Below are 24996 nucleotides of genomic sequence, written 5' to 3'. Positions count from 1 at the left end.
ACAGGCACTTTAAGTGATGCCGCCACACCAGGTGCGCAGCGCGTTCCTCTACCCTCATATGGAGAATCTGCCATGCAGATCGTTGTAATCGGTGGTTCTGGCCTGATCGGCTCACGTCTTGTCACGCTGCTCAATGAGGCGGGCCATACGGCAGTAGCCGCATCGCCGCGTACCGGTGTCAACACGGTAACGGGCGAAGGCCTAAGCCATGCACTGGTGAATGCAGATGTCGTCGTGGATGTGACGAATGCGCCGTCTTGGGAGCCACAGGCGGTGCTCGACTTCTTCCGCACCTCGGCACGCAATCTCGGCAAGGCCGAGGTGGCCGCGGGCGTGCGCCATCACGTCGCGCTGTCGATCGTCGGTACCGACCGCATGCCGGACAACGTGTATTTCACGGCCAAGGTTGCACAGGAAGCGGTGATCGACGCGGCCGGTGTGCCATACACGATCGTGCGCGCCACGCAGTTCATGGAATTCATCGGCGGCATCGCGGATTACGGCACGGATGGCGGCACTGTGCGCATTGGTGACGGGATGTTCCAGCCGATCGCTGCGGATGACGTCGCGGCGGCGCTTGCGCAGGTCGCGCTCGCTGCGCCGCTAAACGGCACCATCGACATCGCCGGACCGGACCGCGCGTCCTTCGCGGAGATCGTTTCGCGCTATCTGAAGTCGGTGGGCGACGCGCGCACCGTCGTGACAGATCGCGACGCGCGATATTACGGCGGCCATGTCGAGGAACTGTCGCTCGTGCCGCTGGGCGACGCGCGGATAGGCCGCACCAGTCTCGATCAGTGGCTGGCGCGCGCTCATGTGGAGTAAGCCATAAATTCGGGAAGGTATGACGGTTTTTCCTCATCTACTATTCACTCGGCCCTGCACAATCGCAGCCCCCAAAGAGTGGAGCACGTCATGCAAGCAAACCAGAGGATTGTGATCATCGGCGGAACCGGGTTGATCAGCAGTAAGACCACCGGGCGGCAGCGCGCGGCCGCGGACGATGTTGCCACTTTCCACGCGGAGCTCGCCGTGGCTGCTCCAGTCAATGGCATCGTCGAAATCGCCGGTCCGGAGCGTCAACCGTTCGACGACATTGTCAGCTGCCACATGGCTATGAGCGGTGACACACGCCGGGTAGCTCGCGACCCCGAAGCGAAGTACTTTGGGGGGACCGTCGGCGAGATGTCCCTCGTGCCCCTCGGCGACGCTCGACTTGGCACGACTACACACGCCACTTGGTATCAATGCCAACAACCCGTCTGATGATATCGACTGTGAGCGATATACCTACATCCACCGGAGACACAACATGAAGCTCCTTATCGCGTCGATGATCTTGGCCGCCCTGCCCTTGCAGGCAGCCCTCGCCCAAGACCATTCCGGCCATCAGGCAACTGTGCCAGTGCAAGGATTGGCAACCACCTCCACGGGCGTGAAAGTCACGCTCGTGTACCAGCAGGAAATCCCTAACTTGCCGGGCAAGAGTGTCAAGGGCGTACTGGTGGAGTATGAGCCGGGCGGCGTCAACGCCGCGCATACCCACGCCAAGTCGGCAATGATTTACGCAACAGTGCTGGAAGGCGCCGTGCTGAACCAGCTCAACGGCGGACCACTTCGCACGTTCACGAAGGGGCAGAACTTCACCGAAATGCCTGGCGACCGGCACGACGTCAGCGCCAACGCGAGCAAGACCGAGCCCGCCAAGCTGCTTGCGGTGTTCGTCGTGGACACGAATGAGACCGTGCTAACCACACCATTGAAGCGTTAAGGCAGCCTGCGTAGCCAAGCCAGCTATCTGACTTGGCTTTGATGATCTGAGCCTCCAAGATACGCTTTGGTACGTCATTGCGGCCCGAAGAAGCGGCACCGGACGACCGCGGCGAACGAACGGGTTAGATCGGGCGTTATGTCAATTCTCGCTGCGTTCCATGCATGCGCTTCGGGCGATCCAGGCAGAGTCAATCATGGCGCACCGCCCTCCACCTTATTGCCTAAATCGTCGGTCAGCGAAGCTGACGCGACCTCAAATGTCTACGCAGTGCGTAGACAATTCCTCTCTCGGCTAAGCCTCCGCGAAGCACAACATGTGAGGCATATTCATTTTGCTGAAGTCATGACTATGCTCCTCTTCGAGTTACCGGCGACAGGGAAATGTTCGCCGTACTCAGGCCGGGCGGCCTCAGTTGAACAGCAGCGCGGCATAGTTGCGGGCGCTGTGCAGCACGTGCAGCACGTCGATTCGCGCAGGCGGATCGCCCAACACGCGGTAGAAGATCTGGTAGTTGCCGTGTACGCGGTGCCGGATGCCTCGGTCCTCATAGCGGGGTACCAGCGGGAAGGCAAACGGCATGTCTGCGAGCGACAGGCACCGGTCGCGCAACTCCTGCACGAAGGAGAGCGCGCGGCGCGGGTTGTCGCGGGCAATGTAGTCGGCGATGGCTTCGAGTTCGGCCTCGGCCAGCGGCGTCAGGCGAACGACGATCATGCACCGTGCCCGGGCGTTCTGCCTGCCGCGGCGCGATATTTGGCCTCAAGGCGGTCGAACACGGTGGCTGCTTCGGTGCCGCGGCCCGCGTCTGCCTCGGCCAGGCTTTGCGCGAGCGCCGCGTCCAGCGCCATCAGTTGCGCTTCGCGGTCCTGAATCAGACGCACGCCTTCGCGCAGTACTTCGCTCTTAGAGCCATAGCGGCCCGAGGCGACAAGTTCGGTCACGTAGCGCTCGAGTTGTTGTCCAAGGTCGGCACTGATCATATTTGCTCCTCTTCAGACGGGGCCGGCCCAATGGCGTCCGGGCGGTCACGAAATGAAGTGTACCGTCCTTGATAATAGTTATCAAATGGCAACGCGAAAAGTGGAATAAAAATCACCCCCAGGGTTGCCGATAAGCAGAACGTTATCGAACCTTATTGCGCGCCCTGGCAAGGCCGGCGTCACGTGAATCCTGGCCACGCGCGCAGCGCTCACCTCTGCTTGGGAGTCTGGAGGGAGCGCAGCGGCAGTATCCGGCAGCCAGTTTGGATCAGTCAACGGGCAAGCGGCAGATGACCGAAGCCGATTGGTTTCGGTCATTCCCGCATAGGGGGAGCTTGGAGTCGATTTTGCCGAGAAGTGACAACTCCCCGCTCGCGCGTCAGGCGCTGCGGACAGCCGAGCCGACCACGAGGCGATTCTCATACCTGCCGACTGAATTGGTCAATCACTGCCCTCAATTCGCGTTGTCATGCCCCGCCCGACACGGAAATCACCTGCCCTGTGATGTAGTCCGACTCCGGTGCACAGTACAGATACATGGCGCCGGCAGCTTCCTCGACCGTGCCAGGGCGACCCAGCGGACAGCGCTGTGTAAACGTCTTCAGCAACTCGGGATTGACGCCGACCCGGACCTTCCGCCCTTCGATATCCACGGTCGCGCCAGCCTTGGCGTTCGCTTCGGTCAGCCGCGTAGTAACCAGCCCGAAGGCCACGCAATTGACGTTGACCTTCAGGCGTCCCCATTCCTTGGCCAAGGTTTTCGTCAGACCGACCATCCCTGCTTTGGCCGCGCTGTAGTTGACCTGGCCAACGTTACCGTTGAGCCCCGAATTGGAGGAGATGTTTACCACCTTGCGCAACACTTTCCCGGCCGGCTGCCAGATCTGCCTTGGCTTGCGCGCTGAACACCGGGTAGGCGGCGCGCAAAATGCGGAACGGCGCGGTCAGATGGCAATCGATCATGGCCTGCCACTGCTCGTCCGTCATTTTCTGGATCACGCTGTCCCACGTATAGCCGGCATTGTTGACGATGATGTCGATACCACCATACCGGGCCATCGCCGTCTCGATGAACCGCTCAGCAAAGTCAGGCGCCGTGACACTACCCACGCAGGCGACGGCCTGACTGCCACGCGCTTCTATCATCGCCACGGTCTCGTGGGCAGGTTCGGCGTCCAGGTCGTTGATAACCAGCCTCGCCCCTTTGCCGGCCAGCTTGAGCGCCAGCGCTTGCCACACGCCGCGACCGGAACCTGTGATCAATGCCACCTTGCTGTCGAGTTTTCCCGTTGTCGTCATGTTGTCAGTCCTACTGTCATTCCACCGCATACATAAATCACCTGCCCGGTCGTGAAGCCGGCGCGCGCGTCGAGCAGTCCGCTCACCATATGCGCCACCTCTGCCGGGTCACCCATGCGGCGCACGGGAATCGCGTCGATGATGCGCGTCGTCGCGGGCGCACCCGGTGGATTGACACACTGGAACAACTCGGTGGCGATCGGTCCCGGTCCAATCGCGTTTGCCGTGATGCCTTCGGCGGCCAGTTCCAGCGCCAGCGTCCGCGTCAGTCCGTGCAAGCCGGCCTTGGTGGCCGAATAGGCAATGCGTTCGCTCTTTCCCAGCGCGGCGCGGCTCGAGATATTGACGATTCGGCCGAACTTCGCCTCGCGCATGGCCGGCAGCACCGCTTGCACGCAGGCGATCACGGCGGCTAGATTCACCGCGACCGCCGCCTGAAGATCCGACGTCGTGACCAGATCGATGGCGGCAGGCCGAACAATACCCGCGTTGTTCACCAGGCGCGTGATGCTCCGGCCAGACGTAGCCTTGACCAGCGCCTCGTGGAGTGCAGCCTCATTTGCGAGATCCGCCTCCACATAGGTCTCGCGTGGCAGCGCTTGGGTGGGACGCGCTATGTCCATGTTGATGACATCATAGCCATCGACAAGGAGCCGCTCGACGGTGGCCCGCCCGATGCCGTTCGAGCCGCCAGTCACCAGCACAGTGCCCTCTTGGTGCCGTGTTGCCATATCTCAGATGAATTTTCCGGTGATACCACCGTCGACCATCAACTCGGTGCCGGTGATGTAGGCGGCGGCGTCCGATACGAGGAAAGCGCATGCGTGAGACACGTCCCATGGGGTGCCCATGCGGCCCACTGGCACCTGACGCGCACGCTCCTGCCTGGCTCGATCGAAATCCTCCGCGTCGTACATCTTTGCCACTGTGCTGGCAATCCGCGGGGTGTCGATCAATCCGGGCACCACTGTGTTGGCGCGGATGCCGTCGGCCGCGTATTCGTGGGCTACCAGGCGGATGTACTGCTCCGTGGCGGCCTTCGTCACGCCATACGCAAGGTGGGAATAGCCGAGATAGCGATGACCCGCGATGGACGAGATGGCGACGATTGCGCCGCGATGCCGCTCCTTCATGCCTGGAAGCACCGCTTGTACGCACAGCAGCAGGCCGCCGACATTGGTACCGTTTATGCGCGCCATGTCGGCCGCGCTCGTTTCCATGGCGCCACCTACCTTGCCGATGCCGACGTTGTAGTGCAGCACGTCCACCGGCCCGAATGCATCGCGCGCCTCGTCAAAGAGCCGCCCGACATCCTGCTCGAGCGTCACGTCACCAAAAAGGGCAACCGCGCGACCGCCCTCCTCCTCGATCAGCCGCAATGTCTCGCGGGCGGAGGCTTCGTCGCGGTCAGCGACCGATACGCTGGCGCCAAGCCGCGCGTATAGTACCGACGCAGCGCGTCCGATGCTCCAACCGGGTCCGACCGAACCGCCACCCGCAACGAACACATGCCGACCGTCGAGGCGCAGCGGCATCGGGAAACCTGTTTCCATATCTCTCTCCCTCACTTAGCGGGGCTGCATGCGGATGGCCCCATCCAGCCGGATAGTCTCGCCGTTCAGCATCTCGTTCTCCAGCAACTGTATCGCCAGCTTCGCAAACTCACCGGGCTGCCCCAGCCTCGCGGGAAACGGCACGGATGCGGCCAGCCCCGCTTTCACCTTCTCCGGCACCCGAGCGAGCAGCGGCGTATCGAAGAGCCCTGGCGCAATCGTATTGACGCGAATGCCGCGTTGCGCAAGATCGCGCGCCGCCACGAGCGTCATGCCCACGATGGCGGCCTTGCCGGCGCTATAGGGTATCTGCCCGATCTGGCCCTCGAAAGCCGCGACAGACGCAGTCAGCACGCACGCGCCGCGTTCGCCGCTCTCGTTGTGAGGCGGGGTCTGTGCCATCTGCGCCGCCGCCAGGCGCAATACATTGAAGGTACCAATGACGTTCAGTTGTATCACTTCGGCAAAGCTGGACAGGGAACCGGGCGCGCCATCCTTCTCCACCACGCGGACCGGTGCGCCACGTCCGGCGCAATGCACCAGCCAGCGAAACGGCGCGGCGTCGCCCGCTCGCGTTAGGGCGCGGTGCACGTCGTCTTCGTCCAGCACATTGCCGGGGACGAAGCAGGCGGTCGCCCCGAGTTGGTAGCACACCTCGGCCCCGCGCGATGACGGCAGGTCCAGGATGACGACATGCGCGCCGCGCTTGACCAATGCGGTGGCCGTGGCCAGGCCGAGGCCCGAGGCGCCGCCCGTGACGAGCGCTGACGTATTCGAGAACGGTTGATTCATCGTGCCACCTCCGCCGTAAAGCTGGGGGCGTTACGGCCTTCGTCGGTGCGCCGGAAAACCACCCGGACCAGCATGCCGACCTGCATGTCGTCATCGTCGATCTCGACTAGGTTGGTCAGCATGGTGGGGCCTTCCGCCAATTGCACGTACGCCACCGTATAGGGCTGCGCGGCGCGCCGCAACGTGGAGAACGCGTAGACTGTGCCGCGCCCGCTGAGCGGCTTCCATTCCGTCTGGTCGCTGCCGCAGAACGGGCAGATCTCGCGCGGGTACCAGTGCACCTTGCCGCAGTCGCTGCAAGACTTGCCAAGCAGCACGCCTTCCTCGGCCGCGCGCCAGAATGGCAGGCTCTCGGGGTTGGCGGCCACGTACGGATCTTCCAGAAACGATTTCTGTGTCATGTTGTCACTCCCTTTCCAGAATCAGCGCGGAGTACGCATGGCCGCCGCCGAGCACGAGGCCGGGCCCGCTTGCCATCGCGATGGAACAGTCCGGAACCTGCACCTTCGGGTGGGCTTCGCCTCGCAATTGCCTGACGGCCTCGATGACTTTGGTGACGCCGCCGCGATTCTGCGGATGGTTGTTGCACAGGCCGCCGCCGTCGGTGTTCCACGGCAACTGGCCCTTGCCGGAGATCAGGTTGCCGTCGGCCACGAACGCGCCACCCTGCCCCTTCTTGCAAAAGCCGAGGTCTTCCAGTTGCAGGATCACCATGATGGTGAAATTGTCGTAAATGGACGCGTACTGGATGTCCTTCGGCCCGAGCCCTGCCTGTGCGAAGGCTTCCGTGCCCGCCTTCGTGGCGCCCGTGACGGTCAAGTCCACCATGCCCCCCTGATTGGTGTGCACGGTTTCGCCGGTGCCCAGCACCTTGACCAGGGGCCGCTTGAGCGAACGCGCCACGGCCGCGCTGGTTACTACGAGCGCCCCGCCGCCGTCGGTGACCACGCAGCAGTCCATCTTGTGCAGCGGATCGGCAATGACGCCCGACCCCAATACGTCTTCTACCGTGACAAGCTTCGGCAGGAAGGCCTGCGGGTTGTGCTGCGCATGGGTCGATGCGGCCACCTTGACCCACGCCATCTGCTCCGCCGTAGTGCCGAACTCGTGCATATGGCGCTGCGCTGCCATACCGTAAATCGTGGCGATGGTCCATTGGCTCGGGCTGTCCCAGACTGCTTCAGGCCGGTCCGGGCTCAATGCGCGTGGTTTGATGCCTACCGACTGGCCGGTGCTGCGCGGGCGCCCTGCCATGGTGATCAGTGCCACCGAACACTTACCCGCCGCGATGGCGGCGGTGGCGTGCGACACCAGAGAGATGTAGGAGCATCCGCCAAGCTCGGTGCTGTCGAGCCAGCGCAACCGCAGGTTCAGGTAGTCGGCCATCAGCAGCGGCGTGCCGCCCGGCACATCGCCCGCGCAAAAATAGCCGTCGACATCGGCAAGCGTGAGCCCCGCATCGGCCAGCGCCCCCTTGGCGCATTCGGCGTGGAGTTGGGCGACGGACTTGTCCGGCGCGTGCCGCGTCGGGTGCTCGTAGGCGCCGCAGATATAGGCTTGGGTTTCGTTCATGGCAGGACTCTTCAATGGACAGATCGCTGGTCGGCGTTCCAGTGGCGGGACCGCAGCGCCTTCTTGTCGATCTTGCCGAGCGGTGTGAGCGGCAACGCGTCGATAATTTCCACCCGCTTGGGCGTGGCCACGGCGCCCTTGGCCTGGCGCACCGTTGCGGCAATCTCGTCTTCCGACACCTGGCAGCCGTCCTTCAGTTGCACATAGGCCATAACCAACTCACCCCATTTTTCGTCGGGAATGCCGATCACGGCTGCCGAGGCCACCGACGGATGCGCGCAGATGGCGTCCTCGATCTCCTTGGGATACACGTTGAACCCGCCCGAGATGATCATGTCCTTCTTGCGGTCGACGATGTAGTACAGGCCGTCAGCGTCCTTGTAGGCAATATCGCCGGTGTGGAGCCAGCCGTCCTTGAGCGTCAATGCCGTTTCCGTCGGATTGTTGAGGTAGCCCGACATCAGCAACGGCCCGCGCACGCAGACCTCGCCGCGCTCGCCGGCCGGCACCTCTGCACCGTCTGCATCGAGCAGGCAGACGCGCATCAACGGATATGGGCGCCCGGCCGAGGCCAGTTGCGCGTCGCTCAGGCCTGGATGATCGTGCTTGCCCAAAATCAGAATCGAGTTCGGCGACTCTGTCTGCCCGTAGCTCTGGATCAGGATGGGGCCCAGAAGATCCAGCGCCTGCCGGATGCGCGAGGGCGAAGTGGGCGCTGCGCTGTAGATCAGCGAATGGAACTTCGACCAATCGACCTCTTTCACGCGCGCGCTATCCAGCAGCGCGTACAGCATGGTAGGCACCAGCCAGGTCACGTTGCAGCCGTATTTGTTGATCGTGTCGATCAGGCCGTCGGCGGAGAAGCCCTGCATGAGCGTGACGCAGCCACCCCGCATCAGCGTGGGCACCACCAGCGATCCGGCGCCATGCGAGATTGGCGCCACGCAGAGGTACTTGACGTCGGCCGGCCATTCCTTGGCAGACAGGTCTAGCACCACGTTGGTCGCCAGTGCGCGGTTGGACAGCATCACGCCCTTGGGACGGCCGGTCGTTCCCCCGGTATAGGCCACGCGAACCACGAGCTCCGAGTCGCCATAGGCCACGAGTGGCGCCGGGCGGTAGGCCTTCATCGCGTCTTCCAGCGCATCGAAGCCTGAAATCCCACCCAGCGACATCCAGGCCCGCACCTTGCCGCAGCGTTTGCGCAGCGCCTGGCCGCGCGCCTGGTGATAGGAATCAACGATCACCACGCTGGCATCGCAATCATCGAGAACAAATTCGTGGTCAGCCTCGCTGCCCATGGCGTGCAGCATGACTGAGCGCAAGCCGCGCATGTAGACCGCGGCGACGATCGCAAACACCTCGAACCGGTTGACCGCCAGTTGGGCCACTGTGTCGCCGGGCTTCAGGCCCAGGCTGTCAAAGTGCTGCGCGATTTGGCTGATGCGCTGGCCCAGTGCCGCGTAGCTGACCGTGGCATCGTCGTTGGCAAACGCCGTGCGCTCGGGAAACCGCTCGATTGCGGAGATCACGAGGTCTGCAATCGTGCCGCCGTGTGTGAGTTCAGGAGAGAGTTGCATGTCATTCCACCGTTACGTTTCCAGCCTTGATCATCTGTTCCCATTTAGGGGTGTCTTCGCGCATGCGTTCGGCAAAGGCATCGGGGGCCACCTGTGCGGGCGACAGCCCCAGTTCCTCGAATCGCTTGACGATCTCAGGGGTCTTCAGCGCATCCACCACCGCATCGGAAATCGTCTTGCGGATGGGCGCGGGCACACCGGATGGCACAAACATGCCGAACCAGCCCACGGGCTCGAAGCCCGCGATGCCTTCCTCGCTCATAGTCGGCACATTCGGCAGCAGCGCCGAGCGCTTCGGCCCGGTGCCGGCAAGTACCTTCAGCTTGCCGCTGTTGAGCTGCGCGCGCAGTGGCGAAATGTCGACGAACGCAGCGTCGACCTGTTGGCCCAGCAACGCCGTCAGCAACGGTGCGGAGCCCGCGAACGGTACATGGACCATCTCGAGCTTGTTGACCGAATTGAACAGTGAGCCGTGCAGGTGCGAGGAGCCGCCGTTGCCGTTCGACCCATAGCTGAGGCGCCCTTGGTGGCCCCTGGCATAGGTGATGAATTCCTTGAGCGTGTTGGCCGGCGACGATGCGGGCACTACGAGGAAGTTGGTAGAGGTGGCCACCTGGGCCACCGGCGTGAAGTCCTTTACCGCCGTGTACGGCAGCTTCTTATAGAGACCGGGCTCCTGGATCAGCGCAGTGGTGGAGAGCAGGAGCGTGTAGCCATCAGGCTTGGCACGGGCCGCCAGCGCATTGCCGATCTGGCCGCTGGCGCCTGGCTTGTTTTCCACCACGACGCCGGTCTTCCAGCGCTTGCCCAGTTCATTGCCAAGCATGCGGGCCACGATGTCTGTGCCGCCGCCGGCAGCAAACGGCACGATGACGGTGACCGGCCGGTTTGGATAGGTGCCTGCCGCAGTGCCCTGCGCGCTGGCCAAGGTCGGGCCCAGCGCCAACGTTAACGCCAGCATCAGGGCACATGAGGTCTGCGTGCGCCGCAGGCGCAACATTGCCATGGTCATGCTTGTCTCCAGTCTAGTGATGTGCCGTCGAGCTCCACTGGCCAGGTGACCAGTGCGGGCTCGGCTGGGATGAAGTTTTCCGCTTATCTCGATCGCTGGGAAGGCTACAATGTCCGCTAGCCGGACAAACGGATAGATAGAGAAATGTGACGACAACGCACAACGACGATGGCAATCGTTCGCTACAACGTGGCCTGGAAGTGCTCAACTGCGTCCGGCAACACGCACAAGAAGGCGTCCGGGTCATGGAAATCATGCGGCTTTGCACGCTCGAACGCGCTACGGTCTATCGGTTGTTGAGCACGCTGATCACCGCCGGCTACGTGGCGAAGCGGGACAGGTACTGGTACGTGCCTGGGCCGCGCATTCAGGACGTGTCCGGCGGCGCGCCTGTGAACGACCTCGCGACGCGGCTGCAACCGGTGCTGCGGCACATCAGCGAAATTACCGAGGACTCAGCATTTGCGGTGGTGCGCGATGGCGCGCAATCGCACTGCATTGCCCGCCAGATCGGCACGTTTCCCGTCCAGGTGTTGATCGTGCAGGTTGGCCGCCGCCAGCCTTTGGGGGTTGGCGCTGCCGGACTAGCGCTGCTGGCTTCTCTGCCCAAACACGAGGCCGCAGCAATCATTGCCGCCAACGCCCCTACACTGGGCAGTTATGGCGGGATGACGCCTGACCGCATGCAGCTCTTGTTGAAAGCCACGCGCGAGCGAGGATGGTCCGTTATTGGCAACCATGTAGCGACTGACACCCTCGGCGTTGGCTTTGCCATTCCGGCCGCCGGCGGGGTGCCTCTGGCAGCCGTCAGCGTAGCCGCACCGCTTGCGCGCATGCAGCGCAAGCGGCAAGGCTACATCGTCAAGACTATTCAGGACGCCCTCGCAAAGTTTTTGCCGACAGGGCTATAGGAGCATCCGCAAAGTTCGCTTGGACACGTGTAACTCCGCGATGTAGCCGTTCACCCTCGCCACGCAGGGCGGCTGAGAAGGGCCGGAACTTTCGCGCTGCTTCTCCGCCGAATGGCATGATCTCATGCCAAAGCAGTCATTCAGGTCCGACCCAACCGATGACCCATTCGGGTCGGGTACCGCCTTACGCTAGCAGTCTCGGAAAGAGCCACACCTCTTTCATCGGGCGGTATCCGACATTCCGATTGGCTAGGAACAACGACGCCGAACGGACGCTGTCGTTCTCGCGAGCTCGGACCGACGTAGCACGCCCGCGCGCCCACCCACCAGCGACCGCGGCTTACTTTCGCCCGGGCGCAACGTTCTGGAGCGGCGCAGTTTGTCAGGCTGGCTGCACGCCTACCCTCGGCGCCGCAGCACCGATAGCGCAGGCCAATGGCTGGCAACGCAGGCCGCGCGGACGATGCCCCCGGGCAACGCCCTGGAAGGTCCGGTCTGGGCGCCTCGCACAGCCGCCGGTCGACGTGTGGCCAACGGCGCTACCCCGCCCGCAGCGCCCACAGGGCCTCCAGTACGTATTCCGTGGCACGTTCTACCCGTTCCCCACTGTGCGCCAACCCCAGTCGCCGCCACAACGCCGGCCGCAGCGGCCGCATCACTACGCGCGCATCCGGCGCCGGCGTGGTGACCTCGTGTGGCAGCAGGGCCGCGCCATAGCCGGCCGCCACCAGGCTCTTGATGGCGTCGTTGTAGTTGAGCTGAATACGCGGCGCTGGCCTGTGGCCACCGCTGGCGAACCACTCGGCGGTCAGGCGCGACAGGCGCGTGGTGTCGTCATTCAGGATCAGCGGGCGCGTTGCCAGCCAGGCCGGCGTGATGCGCGCCGGGCAGGGCCAACTCGCTGGCAGGAAAGCCCGTACCGGATCGCGCCGCCAAGGGCGGATGGTCAGCCCCGCCACGCGCGCCTGTGGCAGTGCCACCAGACCGACCTCCAGCGTGCCGGCGGCCAGCCGCGCCAGCGTCTCCTCCGAGGTGAGCACGGCCACCTGCACGTCGATGTCGGGATGCCGCTCCGCCAGCATGGCCAGCGCCTGCGGCAGCAGGTGGGCGATGGCCCCGGTCGAGGCGCCGAGGCGCACGCGGCCGGTCAACCCCTGCACCTGACGCTGCACGTCGTCCAGCGCAAGGTCGGCATCGGCCAACAGGCGGCGGGCGCGATCGACCAGTGTCTCGCCAATGGACGACGGACGCACCTCGCCGCGCCTACGCGTCAGCAGTTGCGCACCGACGCGGGCTTCCAGCTCGGCAATGTGCAGGCTGACGGTGGGCGGAGCCAAGTGCAACGCGCGCGCAGCTTCGGCGAAGGAACCCAGATCGGCGATGGCGACGAGGGTACGCAGGCGGTCCAGGCTGATCTCGCGCATGGGGCGGCACTCCGGTTAAGGGCGTATCTGCTGACGAGGATATCGTTCAGGAAACGTGAATTTGATCGTCATGAAATTCAACTTTTTCGATTCTATCCGGTAGCGCAAGATGGCGCTTCCTGTACCGGCCGCACCAACGCAGAGCTGATCCTGCACGGGCCGGGGCCGCCACTTTCACGCCACCTCCGAGGATCCATCCCATGCGCTACCCTCTTGTTTTCATCGACGGCGACCAGGGCACCACCGGCCTGCAGATCCACGAACGCCTCCGCGGACGCGACGATCTGCGCCTGCTGACACTGCCCGCCGGCCAGCGCAAAGATGCGCGCGCCCGCGCCGACGCCATCAACGGCTGCGACATCGCCATCCTGTGCCTGCCGGACTCCGCCGCACGCGAGGCGGTGACGTCCATCGTCAACCCTGCGGTGCGTGTGATCGACGCCAGTTCGGCACACCGCACGCAGCCCGGCTGGACCTATGGCTTTCCGGAGATGGCCGCCGGCCAGGCGCAGCGCATCACGGGCGCGCTGCGCGTCAGCAATCCGGGCTGCTATCCCACCGGGGCGATCGGCCTGCTGCGCCCCTTGGTGGAGGCCGGCCTGCTGCCGCACGACTACCCCATCGCCATCCACGCGGTGTCGGGCTATTCGGGTGGCGGCCGCACCGCCGTCGATACCTACGAGGGACCGGAGGCCACCCGGGCCCTGCCCTTCCAGGTCTATGGCCTGGACCTGGCGCACAAGCACACGCCTGAAATCCAGCAGCACGCGGGCCTGGCACGGCGCCCCGCCTTCGTGCCGGCCTACGGCGCCTTCCGGCAAGGTATCGTACTGACGGTGGCGCTGGAGTTGGACCTGCTGGCATCCGGCACGGACGTCGGCAGGCTGCACGCCTGCCTGCTCGACCACTACGCCGACGCCCGCCATGTCGAGGTGATGCCGCTGGCCGAATCGGCCGCCGCCACTCACCTCGACCCGCAGGCACTGAACGGCACCAACGACCTGCGCCTGGGCGTGTTCGCCAACCGCGAGCACGGGCAGGTGCTGTTGGCAGCGGTGTTCGACAACCTCGGCAAGGGTGCTTCGGGGGCGGCAGTGCAGAACCTCGACCTCATGCTGGCGGGGGTGGCGGCGGAGGTTCGCCGGGCCGCCTGACGTCTACCCAGGGTAATGGCGGTCGTCGCAGCCGGACAGGCCCGAGTTCAACCGTGTCGCCTTCCAGGCGCGTTACTTAAGGCGGCGCAAGCTTCGGCGTCGAAAAAAGAAGCGGGCCGGCAGCTTGTCGGCTTCCGGCCCGCCTGGTGCGATCGGGTCAATCAGGCGTGATTCAGCGCGTCAGTGAATCTACATGCCACGCATGGCGTGGATGCGTTCGTGATACTTCTGCATGCCCTCGTACTGACGCAGGAGCACCGAGCGGATTTGCTCTGGCATGTCTTTCGTCAGCGCCGAGCGGTACTCGCGCCTGGCGGCCTCTTCCTCGCGCTCGCACAACTGCAGCACCGCGTCGTCGTTGTGCGGCGCGATGATGTGCATCACCTCCATCCAGCCGCGATGCATCGTGCCGGCCATGGAGCCACGGTCACGCGGCACCGCGCCCAGGGAGCTGACCAGGGCCTGCAATTCGGTCACCGAATTGCGGCAGGTTTCGGCGGTGCCGGTCAGGATGCTGCGCATCTCGGCGTCGTACACTTCACGGGCGCCGGTCATGCAAGTGAGTTCGCCGTCCTTGCCGACTTCGATCAGGTGGTTCAGGGTGAAGACGAGTTGTCCTTGTGCGTTGGCCATTGAAAATCTCCTTGCCCGAATCGAGGCAAATGTGAACCTAAGAGGACATCCACGCCGGGCGGGTAGTGCCGGGCTGGCTCACGTGGGATTGGCCACGATCAAGGTCTCGATTCCCGCTATTGGCGTGCACCACCGTCGAGCGCGAGTCTCGCACTGTCGCAATCTCAGTATAGAAGCGAAGCAGGGTCGGCCAGGGGGGTGCCAGTGGAGAAGCACTTCAGCTATTGCCGAACAAACCATGCCCCAGGCAATGGAATCCCTTCTTTTGCCCCAGTCCGGGCGCACGCGCGGGATTGCGCATTGGCAACTTGCCCCGAACACCACCAGCGTGGCCGCAACGGAATCGCTTGTGCCAAGCGCGATCGCTCAGCGAACGGCCGCCCAACCAGAAACTGGCCTCCGAGGTCATGACAAGTTGTATGGCTGCAACGGGTCGATCTGGGACCGCCGCAGTTTCGCGGCAGGCATCCGTCCGAGTCCGGCCAGTTTGAGCAGTCGGCCGCCAGTCTTCAATGACCGAGTGGGCCAATAGGCGGGCATCCGGGTCCCGCCTATGTGAGGTCCAGTGAGCAGTCATGAGCGGTCATTCGGATGTCGGCATTCATCGGTGGCCATAGACAGGCATCCTTCTGCCACATGAGAGCAAGCATGGTGCCCCCAATCGAAATCCGGCTCCTGAGAAACAGATGAGGGCCGGCGCTATGCAGGTGCCACTGTCGCAGGCGTGATGGCGAAGCCGAGGTCGGCGGCGCGGCGGCGCAAAGCGGCATTGGAGCGCTGGCGCTGCTGCTCCTCGTACTTCTGCTGACCCTGGTCGACGAAGGCCTCACCGCGCGTGAGCATGAAGTAGATCATGCGAGCGAGCTTGTGCGCGACGGCCGTATTGGCGCGGGGCTTGTCCATGCGCGCGCACAGGCGCCGGTAGAAGGCGCCCAGCGCCGAACGGTTGCGCGACAGACTCATGGCCGCGAGCTTGAGCGCCTGACGAACGCGGTTGGTCGAGCGTCGCGTGCGCGCCGACAGGACCTTGCCACCGCTGATCTTGGTGCCGGGGCACAGCCCGAGCCACGAGCAGAAGTGCTTGACGTTGGCGAAGCGGCTCAGGTCCGGCCCGATCTCCGACAGCACCGTCAGCACCGAGGTGACCGCCACGCCGTTGATGCGGGTGAGATCCACGCCCGCCCAGCGTGCGAGCGCCGTGCGTAGGTCGAAGCTGGGCGTGTTCTTGCCGCGCCGCTTGCCCGGTCCCCGGAGTTCGACCTCGTGACAGCCCAGTGGCGCCTCGATCTTCGCGTCGCACTCGATGATGCGCTGGGCCAGACTGTCAAACATCGCCAGGGCCTGCGCCAGTACGAACAGGTGCTCCTCACGCCAGTTGCCCGTCAGCGCCTTGATGATGTCCTCGGCGCTGGCCTTGATGCGGCTGTGGCGGTGCCGGGCCAGCACTTTCGGGTCGCGCTGGCCGGCCACGATGTCGCGGATGATGGCCTGGCCGGTCATACCCATCACGTCGGTGAGCACCTCCGTGAGTTGAAGGTTCATCTGCACCAGCGCCTTTTGCATGCGCTGCACCCAGCAAGCTTGCTCCCCGAGCAGCACTTCGCGCTGACGCACGACGGCGCGCACCACGCAGACCTCGTGGTCGGGGCGGAAGGCGCCGCGCAGCAGCCCCAGGCTCATCAGCTTCTGCAGCCACTGACAGTCGAGCACATCGCTCTTGCGTCCGGGCACGTACTTCATCTGCCGCGCATCGACCAGCCATACCGTCAAGCCGTGCTGCTCCAGCACTTCATACACGGGGATCCAGTAGACCCCGGTCGACTCCAGCGCGACCGTGTCCACGCCGCACGCCAGCAGCCAGTCGGCCACCGCGTTGAGGTCGTCGGTCATCGCGCCGAACTCGCGCACCGGGTCGTCCGTCGCATGGCGGGGCACGGCGACCCAGTGGCTCGACGCGCCCACGTCGATCCCCGCCGCATTGGGAAACACCACGTCGTCGTCTCGCTTGCGCATGGCCATGGCTTGCTCCAAGATCGTCAGTGAACGGCAGCGCCATGGGAAGCGTCGAGAATCGACTCGATCTCCTGAACGGGATGCGCATCGCTGCGCTCACCACTGTCGGCGACGATTCCCGGACCATGCTCTCAAGCGGGCTCGCTATAGCTCCCACCATTGGTGTGTCGGTCATCGCAGCGCTGCCGTTCCCGTTATAGGGCAGAACCGTTTCTTCACGAACGCCGGGCGCATGCATGGGCTTGGGAGGCTCAGAAGTTCTCCGAAATCAGGACTCCCTACAACGAGCGCGTGGCCGCTCGTCAGCCTCCGCAGTCGACCTGTCCCTATTCTGCAGACGTTCGTGCATCGTCTCGCAGCGTATCAACATCATTGTCGCAGGCTCCTCGTCTGCGCCGGCGTCGGCAGCCTCCGCGGCGCTGCGCAGATATACTTGCCGGGAGACGATGGCGACGATCACGATGAAGGCGCCGACGCCGACGCCGACGCCGAAGGCCCGGGCCAAAGTCGGAAGGTATCGTGCCATGGAAATCCTACCGGATAGCAGGGGAATGGTAGCGAGACTACACGAAGCTGCCACGAGTCTGTGCTACGCCATTGCACGATTGACACCGCCTCCGTTTCGCCGTAGCGAGGCCGGGGCCCTTCAGTAACACCGCACTGGGCCGGATGAGCATGCCAAAGACGATCACGCCCTTACCGCGCGGCCAATACTGGGCCACACCCCACGCCCCCTTTCCGCTGGAAGGTCCGAACGGCCATGACGAAGTCTTCCCTGGCGCCCACTGCGTCAGCGATGGCAAATGGGTCACTTTTTACAAAGACGGCGAAGAAGTCTGGGCGTGCAATGCCAGCTATGCCGCAGCGCATTTCGACTTTGCTGCCGTTTCGAGCGCCAGCGCATCGACGGCCGACTGAGAGGGTCGCCGCGTCGTTAGACGTCCACCGTCACCCCTTCAACATATCCTCACAGAAACCTGTCTCGGCGCCACCCGACGGCGGCCCTCATCGGTTTCGCTCAGCCGAATGCAAAGCTGACACTTCGGATTGTAGATATGAAGGAGGGCGTCCTTCAGTTTGGGCCAGCTTCATGCCTGCGACAAGCATCCCGCCGCTGCCAGTTCCTCCATGGTCAGCCCATAGTCGGCCATCTGGTCCTGATCCAGCGGATCGCCTCCGCCCGCTCATGGTTGGCCGAGCCGAGCCAGCGTGACGTGCTCAGGAATGAGCAAACGCCGCCAGACCGGCGGGCTCAAGCCGCTCAGAGCAATTCGAAGTTGCAGGACGGAGGTCGCCGGCCCAGGATCGGAAGCCATGCGCGCATTGTAGGTGCCTCATTGGCCTCTCAGCAGAGGTCCGGTCGTCCACCCCCGCTTTGGCGCGGTCTCCTCAACGAAGCCGTAGCCACCGCATATTGCGCCGCACAACGTCGGCTGGTATTATTCACAATCCCCCCATTCTGCGCACATCGGATTCCGCGAGAGGCATTCAGGCCTCGACTGTCCGTGCGTCATTCCACGATTTCGTTCGTTCCCCGACAGGCTTGACCAGCCGTCATGTTCGCGACGATCGTCGGCCAACCTGTCGAGGAGAGTGTATTGGCAAATCCAGTTCGCGACGATTCAGCATCCCGCACGATCGCGGTCACGTCAAAGACCGGCCGCCGCTCTCCAAAAAGAAAGATCCAGGTGGTCGCAACACCGCTGGACATCGCGTCCATGGCGCGCCAGGACGAGGAGCGTCAACGCCAGATGCGCGCGCTGATCGCGCTTGGCCGTGAGCGCGGCTATCTCACCCACTCGGACATCAACGATCACCTGCCCGACAACTTTACGCAAACTGCTGCGATGGAGACGATCGTCAGCACGTTCAGCGACATGGGGGTGGCCGTGTACGAGCAGACGCCGGACGCGGAGACGCTCCTGTTAAGCGACGCCGCGCCTGCCGCGGCATCCGACGATCAGGCGGACGAGGAAGCGGAAGCTGCACTGTCGACCGTCGATTCCGAATTCGGCCGCACTACTGATCCAGTCCGGATGTACATGCGCGAAATGGGCGCCAGTGAACTGCTGACTCGCGCCGGCGAAATCGAGATCGCAAAACGCATCGAAGGCGGCCTGCAGGACATGATTCAGGCGATCACCCCGTGTCCGTCAGTCGTGTCCACGATTCTTGCCGATGCGGACCGCATCGTTGCCGGCGAACTGCGTATCGACGAACTGGTCGATGGCATCAGCGACGACGTGAACGAAAGCGAAATGGCGCTAGAGTCCGATGAAGTTCAAGTGGAAGCAGACGCCTCCGACGATGACCCGGAAGGTGATGACGCTGAAACGGTCGCCGTGGATCCGGAGAAAGCGAACGCAGCCCGCCTCGAACAACTGACGATCGACAGTCTTGCGATTTTCGCGCGCGTGCGTGTACTGTTCGAGCAGTTGCCGGATGCACCCGTTACTGGGAAAGCCCGTTCCGCAGCCGTTGCGCAACTGCGCTCGGAGATCCAGCGCGAACTAGGACCGATCCGCTTTACGGCCAAGACTATCGACCGCCTGTGTGCAATTGTGCACGAACAGGTTACCGAGGTTCGTGCGATCGAGCGCAGCATCCTGGAGATCGCCGTCGACCGTTGCTGCATGCCGCGCGAGGCGTTTGTCGAGTCGTTCCCGGGCCACGAGACCGACCTTGAATGGGCCAGCCACATGGCGGCGACTTCGCGGCAGTTTGGCGCGGCGCTCGAGCGACATCTGCCGGCCATTCAGGCCGGCCAGCAGAAACTCATCGACATCGAGGCCAGGGTCTCGCTGCCGCTCCAGCAGCTCAAGCGGATCAACCGCCAGATGAGTGCCGCGGAGTTGAAAATGCGGCAGGCCAAGCGAGAGCTGATCGAAGCGAACCTTCGTCTTGTCATTTCAATCGCCAAGAAATACGTGAACCGCGGCATGCAGTTCCTGGATCTAATCCAGGAAGGCAATATCGGCCTGATGAAGGCGGTGGACAAGTTCGAATACCGGCGCGGCTGGAAGTTTTCGACGTACGCCACTTGGTGGGTCCGGCAGGCTGTCACGCGTGCGCTTGCCGATCAGGCGCGGACCATTCGTGTACCGGTCCACATGATCGAGATGATCAACAAGCTGAATCGGATTTCGCGCGAATTCCTGCAACAGACGGGACAGGAAGCACATCCCTCCGTCCTCGCCGAGCGCATGGAGATGTCCGAGGAAAAAGTGCGCAGTATTCTCCGGAGCGCGAGGCAACCTGTCTCGCTCGAGACCCCTGTGGGCGACGACGCCGACGCGACGCTCGGTGACATGATTGAGGATGTCTCTGCGAGTTCACCGGCTGAGGCCGCGATTCACGCGAACATGCGCGCCGCGATCGATGAGGCACTCGACGGGTTATCTCCTCGCGAGGCCAAGGTCCTGCGGATGCGATTCGGGCTCGATACGACCTCTGATCGGACGCTTGAAGAGGTCGGCAAGCAGTTCGACGTGACCCGCGAGCGGATCCGTCAGATTGAGAGCAAGGCGATGCGCAAACTGATGCATCCCAGTCGCGCTGACAAGTTGAGGCCCTTTCTCGAGCGTTGATCAAAGGCGGAGGCGCGCGCCCCCTTTCGACGCCCTGCTCCAGACCCGCAGCGCAGGAAACTTACAGCGGTTTGATGCTCGCTGCTTGCTTCCCCTTGGGGCCCTGCTTGACTTCAAAACTGACCTTCTGGCCCTCCTGAAGTGATTTGAAGCCGTTTCCCTGAACCTCGGAGAAGTGCGCGAACAGGTCATCGCTGCCGGCGTCCGGCGTGATGAACTCAAAACCCTTCACATACATCGACCGGTTGAATCCGCAGCCCCCTCACCGGACGCCCGGCGACCTGAAGCCGGATGCCCGCCAATCCGCGGCCATTGCGGACATGACTGGTTAGCAATTGCCGCTCCAACTTCAGAAAGACTCTGTGATGGCCTTTCGCCAACATAGGTCGTGCCGCAGCAATTCACTCAGTGGTGCTGGGGCTCCAGAAGGCCTGACTGACAGCACTGGATTCTGCTAGCCGCGCGACAACGTGATCGAGCTTTTCCCCGTCTACCGAGGTCGCCATCAGCACGGCCTCGATCTCCACGTCGTCGGTACCAAAGGCGTGAACCACTAGGTCGCGGGTGGGATGATTGCTGTCCTCCAGGACCTCATCCAACAATCGCATTGCCTCCTTCTGGCGCTCCCGCGGTGCGATGACATAGACGGTATTGGTGACCTCCACGGCGGGGGTATCGATGGGCTGACGGTTGATGCGGTCGACCACGGGACGCAGCAGCGTATTGGCAGCCAGCACGAATAGACATCCAACCGTAGCCTCCAGAAGCAGGTCCGCGCCGGCACACGCACCTATGGCTGCCGAGCCCCACAGGGTGGCAGCGGTATTGAGGCCGCGCACGTTTCCTTCTTCCCGCATGATCACGCCGGCGCCAAGGAAGCCGATTCCCGAGACCACGTAGGCGACGACGCGCACGGCACCATCGTGCCCTCCCAGCCGGTTGGCCATATCCACGAAAATGGCCGCGCCGACCGCCACCAGCACATTGGTGCGCAGGCCGGCGGTACGTTGGCGGTACTGTCGTTCGTAACCGATTACCGCACCCAGCACGAATGCCGCGGCCACGCTGATGCTGGTATCGAGCAGCGAATCCAGATTGATGTTTTGGATGGCTTCAATGTTCATGTTTCACTCGAACTGGTCAGAGTCGGGCTCAAGGTGAGTTGCGGCATGAATTCATTTGCCATGGGGCTTCCTTTGCCGACTGCTGGTTAAACGGGAGCCCACGGAGCCTGTGCTAGCAGCTAGGTCAGAACAGTCTCGCGAGCCATTGGATTCACCACCCTGCCAGCCGGGAAGCCGGCTGCTACGGGCAGTTGGCAGGCGCAGCGCAGCGACTAGGGTCGTCGTCCATGATCGTCCCTCCTGTTCACAGGGAAGTTATCGCTCTGCGACTCAGAACTCGGCGTGGAACCGAACGCCATAGAACTTGGCCGGCCCCCGATCCCGGTTGTAGCCGGGGTTGCGGATGTACTGGGCATTCGGGCTGACGCTGAAGTACTTCAGCAACGCCAGGCTGTAATAGACCTCGAGCACTTGTTCCGGCCCGTAGCGCAGCGCGCCATCGCCGAGGAACGCTCCCAGACCGCCGGCGGCCAGGTAGTCCCGGTGCGGTGATCGCAGCATGTTGACGGCCATCGCCACCCCGAGTTCGTCATTGGGCCTCCCCCAGGACGTGCCATTTAGCGTGCCGCCGCCGGCGATCTGCTTGCCGATCTCGGTAAAGGCGTAGGTTTCCGTCTTGTCGTCCGACATATTGGCGCGGAAGAACACGCCCAGCGAATCATTGACCTCCTGCAGCAACGTAATGCCCACGCCCACCTTGGCATGTTCCGCGCGCACGTCGGTAACGTCGGGCGTCACGTTGTTGGCCTGCCCGAATGCGATGGCATCGCTGAACTTGCCCATCTTCGCCTTATTGCGCCAGAGCAGCAGGCGCGCGGCCCCAGGACGGCCAGCCAGGTTATAGCGCTTTTCCAGCTCAAGGATGTCGCCATAGTGCTCAAACATCCGTGTGTCGAGCTTCAGCCCGTTGGATTCCAGCGGTTGCAGGAAATGGCCAAAGCGCGCCGACCAGCCATCGCCAACGTACTCCAAGGACACGCCCCAGTTGTAGCCGCGCGCGTCGGCGGGATAGTCGAACGAGCCATGCGTCAGCGATGACCAGTTCAGGAACTGCGTGCGCGGGTCGGAGCCGTAGGGGTTCAGGTCGAAGACGTCGAGTACGCCGAAGTTGCCGGCGGTCAGCACGACGCGCTGCTTGTCGACGGTTCGCGCGAACTGGTTGAAGTCGGCATCGAGCTTCTCCTCGCCGCCACCCAGGCCCCACGTCTGGCGGACGAAGGCGCGGGCCCGGTAGAACGTGGGATTGGTGCCCGACGACTTGGCCAGTTCTCCGTTGGTCAGGCCTCCCAGACCGTGCAGGCCGGAGAATGGCACGCCCTGCGAGACCTCGGGGTTCAAGTGGAACTCTGCCCCTTGCCACAGGCCCAGGCCCAGATCGAGCGTGCTGGTGAACGAATAACTCTTGGCCCGTTCCGTGCCGAGGCTGTGCTCGCCCGAATATGCCGCGCCAACCGATGGCTTGCGCTGCCAGATATAAGTGGCCTGCCCATGGAAGGCAAAGCGGTCCTCCATCGGATCCGATGCCGTATTGCGGGGGGCAACGCCGGGAGTCGGCTGACTTTCACTGGCGTCCTGGGCATGCGCCGGTGCCAGGCCAATGCCGAGCAGCGCCAAGGCCAGCGCCGAGAGCGTGCGGTGCGACCAACGGGTGCCCTTCAAAAAGGTGAGGGCGGAGAAGGCAAACTGAAAACAGGTAATGAACGACATGAGACCTCCCTCACGCGCTTCTATGGCGCGTGTAGGCTCGGGGCGGCTGCTCGTGAAGGCCAAAGGACGAGAGCGAACGTCGCCCGCGGCTGCCTTCTCAGTACAGGTCGCAAACAAAAATCGGGAGGTGGTCACGCAGAGAACCTGCATGGTTGCCACTACCCGCCGGTAACGGCTAGGCAGTGGCGAGATGTCGCCTTGACTGACTAGCCGTTCAGAGATCGGCGCACCGCCGACTAGAACAACAGTCCATAGGGAGAACCCTTAGTGATGACGGAGCGGAGGATACCAGATGGTTTCATCGGCCCACAAATTGTTTTTCCAGCCTCTCGGCCGCTCGCGGCATTTCTGCTACAACGCTTCTCCGGCGGGCAAGCGAAAGTAGAGGAAGGCGCGACGTAGAGGGCGGAATTGCACGCTATCCAGACCGCAAGCCGCTCCAAAAAGTTACTATGCGCCACCTCCATGGCTGGCCTTATCCCGGTCAGTTGGGGGCCGCGTCGTTCCGCACCGCCTTCTGTTCCTGCTTGCCAGCCATATCCGGCTGCGTTTGCTGCCTTGTTTCTTCCCGCCCCTTTCTCCGTTCGCGCTTGCGGCCCTCGTATTGAGAGATGGACTTGGCGCCTTGTGCTGCGGAAGCCTCAGGGCCCCGGCTTGTGGGCGTTGTCGGGGTCGCAATGACAGCGCACGGGAACGCGGCCTGCCCCGCGATCAGGATGCTTAACAATAAGCTGCGCATGGCGATTCCTGTTTCCAGTCACCGCACAACTCCGGTACGAAGCAAGCGTCAAGCAAGGGTGCAGGTTGATGGCGTGGCACGGTCCCAACACAGTCCCCTTGTGCGGCGCGTTGAGAGGGTAGTTCACGCGCCGGCAGTATTCCCCCCAGTTCCCTGCCGAGAGCCGACGAACTTCAGTGGAAACCAGCTCTATCGCAGAGGCGGGCGTCCTGATGCGGGGAAAACGCCTGTAAGCGGACACCAAAGTTCAGACCGCCCGCACTTTCCCCCCTATTGGTCACAGAAATTTCACTTTACAGAATTCCATGATTCGAATATCGTCGAAACATGGAAACCGATCACGCCCTGGAAGCGCTTGCCGCGCTCGCCCATTCGATACGCCTGTCCGTGTTCCGGCTGCTGGTGCAGGCCGGCCCCGCGGGGCTTCCCGCCGGCCGAATAGCCGAGTTGATGGAAATGCCGGCGTCATCTCTCTCCTTCCACCTGAAGGAGTTGCACCGCGCCAGGTTGCTATCCAGCAGGCAGGACGGTCGCTCGATCATCTACATGGCCCATTTCGAGACCATGAACGCATTGCTGGGTTATCTCACGGAAAACTGCTGCAGCGGCAATCCGTGCTCCCCTGTGTCCAACTGTTCCGTTGCCTCGGAGCCCAAATCATGAAGCGCTTCCACGTGCACGTCAGCGTCGCCGACCTGTCTGCGAGCATTCGTTACTACTCTGCCCTCTTCGCAGCCGAGCCAACGGTGGTGAAAGAAGACTATGCGAAGTGGATGCTGGAGGATCCGCGCGTGAACTTCGCCATCTCGGCGCGCGGCGCGGAGACTGGAGTCGACCACCTCGGGTTTCAGACAGACGATGCGGCCGAGTTGGCCGAACTGAAGCAGCGAGCCGAAGCGGCCGACATGGCGCTGCTCGACGAAGGCGAGACCACTTGCTGCTATGCGAAAAGCGAGAAGTACTGGGTCACGGACCCACAAGGCATCGCCTGGGAGCACTTCCATACCTTGGGCAATGTGCCGGTGTACGGCGAATCCCGAAAAATCGATGCTGCTGGCCAGGAATCGGCCTGTTGCGCCCCCCGCGCTCCGAAGGGCAAGCCGATCGGCATCGCGGTCAACTCCACGCCCTCCTGCTGCTAA

At 63.3% G+C, this 24996-nt stretch carries 27 protein-coding genes and 1 pseudogene; 9 read left to right on the top strand and 19 right to left on the bottom strand.

Going from position 1 to position 24996, the window contains the following annotated elements; genetic code table 11:
• Window positions 1–72 precede the first annotated feature (72 nt).
• The 3 genes from ABNX08_RS36615 to ABNX08_RS36605 all read left to right on the top strand — a co-directional run bounded on the left by ABNX08_RS36615 (window position 73) and on the right by ABNX08_RS36605 (window position 1771).
• The gene (locus ABNX08_RS36615; RefSeq protein WP_349604836.1) at window positions 73–825 is read left to right on the top strand and encodes an SDR family oxidoreductase; all 753 of its coding nucleotides are present in this window, start codon (window positions 73–75) and stop codon (window positions 823–825) included.
• Between the two features lie 90 nt (window positions 826–915).
• A complete protein-coding gene (locus ABNX08_RS36610; RefSeq protein ID WP_374063795.1) occupies window positions 916–1266 on the top strand; it encodes a hypothetical protein in 351 nt (116 codons plus the stop codon).
• Between the two features lie 46 nt (window positions 1267–1312).
• Complete coding sequence (locus ABNX08_RS36605) at window positions 1313–1771, top strand: cupin domain-containing protein (RefSeq protein WP_349604838.1); 459 nt, start codon at window positions 1313–1315, stop codon at window positions 1769–1771.
• 411 nt (window positions 1772–2182) lie between these two features.
• On the opposite strand, the gene ABNX08_RS36600 is transcribed toward ABNX08_RS36605, so the two are convergent.
• The 10 genes and pseudogenes from ABNX08_RS36600 to ABNX08_RS36555 form a co-directional block, all read right to left on the bottom strand.
• Window positions 2183–2488 carry a type II toxin-antitoxin system RelE/ParE family toxin gene (locus ABNX08_RS36600; RefSeq protein WP_349604839.1) on the bottom strand — a complete coding sequence of 102 codons (306 nt, stop codon included), beginning with the start codon at window positions 2486–2488 and terminating at the stop codon, window positions 2183–2185.
• The gene (locus ABNX08_RS36595) at window positions 2485–2754 is read right to left on the bottom strand and encodes a type II toxin-antitoxin system ParD family antitoxin (RefSeq protein WP_349604841.1); all 270 of its coding nucleotides are present in this window, start codon (window positions 2752–2754) and stop codon (window positions 2485–2487) included. Before ABNX08_RS36595 ends, ABNX08_RS36600 begins: the two co-directional genes overlap by 4 nt.
• Window positions 2755–3221: 467 nt before the next feature.
• Window positions 3222–4053, bottom strand: a pseudogene (locus ABNX08_RS36590) (SDR family NAD(P)-dependent oxidoreductase).
• Complete coding sequence (locus tag ABNX08_RS36585) at window positions 4050–4784, bottom strand: SDR family oxidoreductase (RefSeq protein ID WP_349604843.1); 735 nt, start codon at window positions 4782–4784, stop codon at window positions 4050–4052. Before ABNX08_RS36585 ends, ABNX08_RS36590 begins: the two are co-directional and overlap by 4 nt.
• 3 nt (window positions 4785–4787) lie before the next feature.
• Window positions 4788–5606 carry an SDR family oxidoreductase gene (locus ABNX08_RS36580; protein WP_349604844.1) on the bottom strand — a complete coding sequence of 273 codons (819 nt, stop codon included), beginning with the start codon at window positions 5604–5606 and terminating at the stop codon, window positions 4788–4790.
• Between the two features lie 15 nt (window positions 5607–5621).
• Entirely contained in the window at window positions 5622–6398 is a 777-nt protein-coding gene (locus tag ABNX08_RS36575) for an SDR family NAD(P)-dependent oxidoreductase (RefSeq protein WP_349604845.1), read from the bottom strand.
• A complete protein-coding gene (locus ABNX08_RS36570) occupies window positions 6395–6799 on the bottom strand; it encodes a Zn-ribbon domain-containing OB-fold protein (protein WP_349604846.1) in 405 nt (134 codons plus the stop codon). The genes ABNX08_RS36575 and ABNX08_RS36570 overlap by 4 nt, the downstream gene beginning before the upstream one ends.
• 4 nt (window positions 6800–6803) lie before the next feature.
• Window positions 6804–7970 (bottom strand): thiolase domain-containing protein, encoded by a 1167-nt coding sequence (locus ABNX08_RS36565; RefSeq protein WP_349604848.1) that lies wholly within the window; start codon window positions 7968–7970, stop codon window positions 6804–6806.
• An 11-nt stretch (window positions 7971–7981) separates the two neighbouring features.
• Window positions 7982–9550 carry an AMP-binding protein gene (locus ABNX08_RS36560; RefSeq protein ID WP_349604850.1) on the bottom strand — a complete coding sequence of 523 codons (1569 nt, stop codon included), beginning with the start codon at window positions 9548–9550 and terminating at the stop codon, window positions 7982–7984.
• Window position 9551: 1 nt separating this feature from the next.
• Window positions 9552–10562, bottom strand: a complete 1011-nt coding sequence (locus ABNX08_RS36555) for a tripartite tricarboxylate transporter substrate binding protein (RefSeq protein ID WP_349604851.1) — start codon at window positions 10560–10562, stop codon at window positions 9552–9554.
• Between the two features lie 146 nt (window positions 10563–10708).
• Here ABNX08_RS36555 and ABNX08_RS36550 point away from each other — a divergent pair, with 146 nt between their 5' ends.
• On the top strand, window positions 10709–11473 hold the full coding sequence (locus ABNX08_RS36550; protein ID WP_349604852.1) for an IclR family transcriptional regulator C-terminal domain-containing protein: 765 nt from the start codon (window positions 10709–10711) through the stop codon (window positions 11471–11473).
• Between the two features lie 539 nt (window positions 11474–12012).
• Here ABNX08_RS36550 and ABNX08_RS36545 read toward each other — a convergent pair.
• Window positions 12013–12897, bottom strand: a complete 885-nt coding sequence (locus ABNX08_RS36545; protein ID WP_349604853.1) for a LysR family transcriptional regulator — start codon at window positions 12895–12897, stop codon at window positions 12013–12015.
• A 200-nt stretch (window positions 12898–13097) separates the two neighbouring features.
• On the opposite strand from ABNX08_RS36545, the gene argC reads away from it, so the two are divergent.
• Window positions 13098–14051, top strand: a complete 954-nt coding sequence (argC, locus tag ABNX08_RS36540; RefSeq protein ID WP_349604854.1) for an N-acetyl-gamma-glutamyl-phosphate reductase — start codon at window positions 13098–13100, stop codon at window positions 14049–14051.
• A 189-nt stretch (window positions 14052–14240) separates the two neighbouring features.
• Here argC and ABNX08_RS36535 read toward each other — a convergent pair whose 3' ends face one another.
• The 3 genes from ABNX08_RS36535 to ABNX08_RS36525 form a co-directional block, all read right to left on the bottom strand.
• On the bottom strand, window positions 14241–14684 hold the full coding sequence (locus ABNX08_RS36535) for a PA2169 family four-helix-bundle protein (RefSeq protein WP_349604855.1): 444 nt from the start codon (window positions 14682–14684) through the stop codon (window positions 14241–14243).
• A gap of 699 nt (window positions 14685–15383) precedes the next feature.
• On the bottom strand, window positions 15384–16703 hold the full coding sequence (locus ABNX08_RS36530; protein WP_349604857.1) for an IS110 family transposase: 1320 nt from the start codon (window positions 16701–16703) through the stop codon (window positions 15384–15386).
• A 262-nt stretch (window positions 16704–16965) separates the two neighbouring features.
• Window positions 16966–17223 (bottom strand): hypothetical protein, encoded by a 258-nt coding sequence (locus ABNX08_RS36525; RefSeq protein WP_349604858.1) that lies wholly within the window; start codon window positions 17221–17223, stop codon window positions 16966–16968.
• Window positions 17224–17366: 143 nt separating this feature from the next.
• On the opposite strand from ABNX08_RS36525, the gene ABNX08_RS36520 reads away from it, so the two are divergent.
• On the top strand, window positions 17367–17615 hold the full coding sequence (locus ABNX08_RS36520; protein WP_349604859.1) for a hypothetical protein: 249 nt from the start codon (window positions 17367–17369) through the stop codon (window positions 17613–17615).
• A gap of 266 nt (window positions 17616–17881) precedes the next feature.
• Here the strand turns inward: ABNX08_RS36520 and ABNX08_RS36515 are convergent, their stop codons facing one another.
• On the bottom strand, window positions 17882–18013 hold the full coding sequence (locus tag ABNX08_RS36515; protein ID WP_367576155.1) for a hypothetical protein: 132 nt from the start codon (window positions 18011–18013) through the stop codon (window positions 17882–17884).
• A 240-nt stretch (window positions 18014–18253) separates the two neighbouring features.
• Here ABNX08_RS36515 and rpoD point away from each other — a divergent pair, with 240 nt between their 5' ends.
• Window positions 18254–20284: an RNA polymerase sigma factor RpoD gene (gene rpoD / locus ABNX08_RS36510; RefSeq protein ID WP_349604861.1), complete on the top strand. Its 2031-nt coding sequence runs from the start codon at window positions 18254–18256 to the stop codon at window positions 20282–20284.
• 61 nt (window positions 20285–20345) lie between these two features.
• On the opposite strand, the gene ABNX08_RS36505 is transcribed toward rpoD, so the two are convergent.
• The 4 genes from ABNX08_RS36505 to ABNX08_RS36490 all read right to left on the bottom strand — a co-directional run bounded on the left by ABNX08_RS36505 (window position 20346) and on the right by ABNX08_RS36490 (window position 23854).
• The gene (locus ABNX08_RS36505; protein WP_349604863.1) at window positions 20346–20522 is read right to left on the bottom strand and encodes a cold-shock protein; all 177 of its coding nucleotides are present in this window, start codon (window positions 20520–20522) and stop codon (window positions 20346–20348) included.
• A 163-nt stretch (window positions 20523–20685) separates the two neighbouring features.
• A complete protein-coding gene (locus tag ABNX08_RS36500; protein ID WP_349604864.1) occupies window positions 20686–21408 on the bottom strand; it encodes an MgtC/SapB family protein in 723 nt (240 codons plus the stop codon).
• A 270-nt stretch (window positions 21409–21678) separates the two neighbouring features.
• Window positions 21679–23115, bottom strand: coding sequence for a carbohydrate porin (locus ABNX08_RS36495; RefSeq protein WP_349604866.1), 1437 nt, complete (start codon window positions 23113–23115; stop codon window positions 21679–21681).
• A gap of 484 nt (window positions 23116–23599) precedes the next feature.
• Window positions 23600–23854: a hypothetical protein gene (locus tag ABNX08_RS36490; protein WP_349604868.1), complete on the bottom strand. Its 255-nt coding sequence runs from the start codon at window positions 23852–23854 to the stop codon at window positions 23600–23602.
• A 327-nt stretch (window positions 23855–24181) separates the two neighbouring features.
• Here ABNX08_RS36490 and ABNX08_RS36485 point away from each other — a divergent pair, with 327 nt between their 5' ends.
• Together ABNX08_RS36485 and ABNX08_RS36480 are read left to right on the top strand one after the other, a co-directional pair.
• The gene (locus tag ABNX08_RS36485; RefSeq protein WP_349604870.1) at window positions 24182–24517 is read left to right on the top strand and encodes a metalloregulator ArsR/SmtB family transcription factor; all 336 of its coding nucleotides are present in this window, start codon (window positions 24182–24184) and stop codon (window positions 24515–24517) included.
• Window positions 24514–24996, top strand: a complete 483-nt coding sequence (locus ABNX08_RS36480) for an ArsI/CadI family heavy metal resistance metalloenzyme (protein WP_349604872.1) — start codon at window positions 24514–24516, stop codon at window positions 24994–24996. Before ABNX08_RS36485 ends, ABNX08_RS36480 begins: the two co-directional genes overlap by 4 nt.

The sequence above is a fragment of the Cupriavidus sp. DF5525 genome (genome assembly GCF_040149425.2).
GTDB classification, from domain to species: domain Bacteria; phylum Pseudomonadota; class Gammaproteobacteria; order Burkholderiales; family Burkholderiaceae; genus Cupriavidus; species Cupriavidus pickettii_A.
Note: the sequence above shows the minus strand (reverse complement) of the source record. Positions and strands in the feature narration are given on the sequence as shown.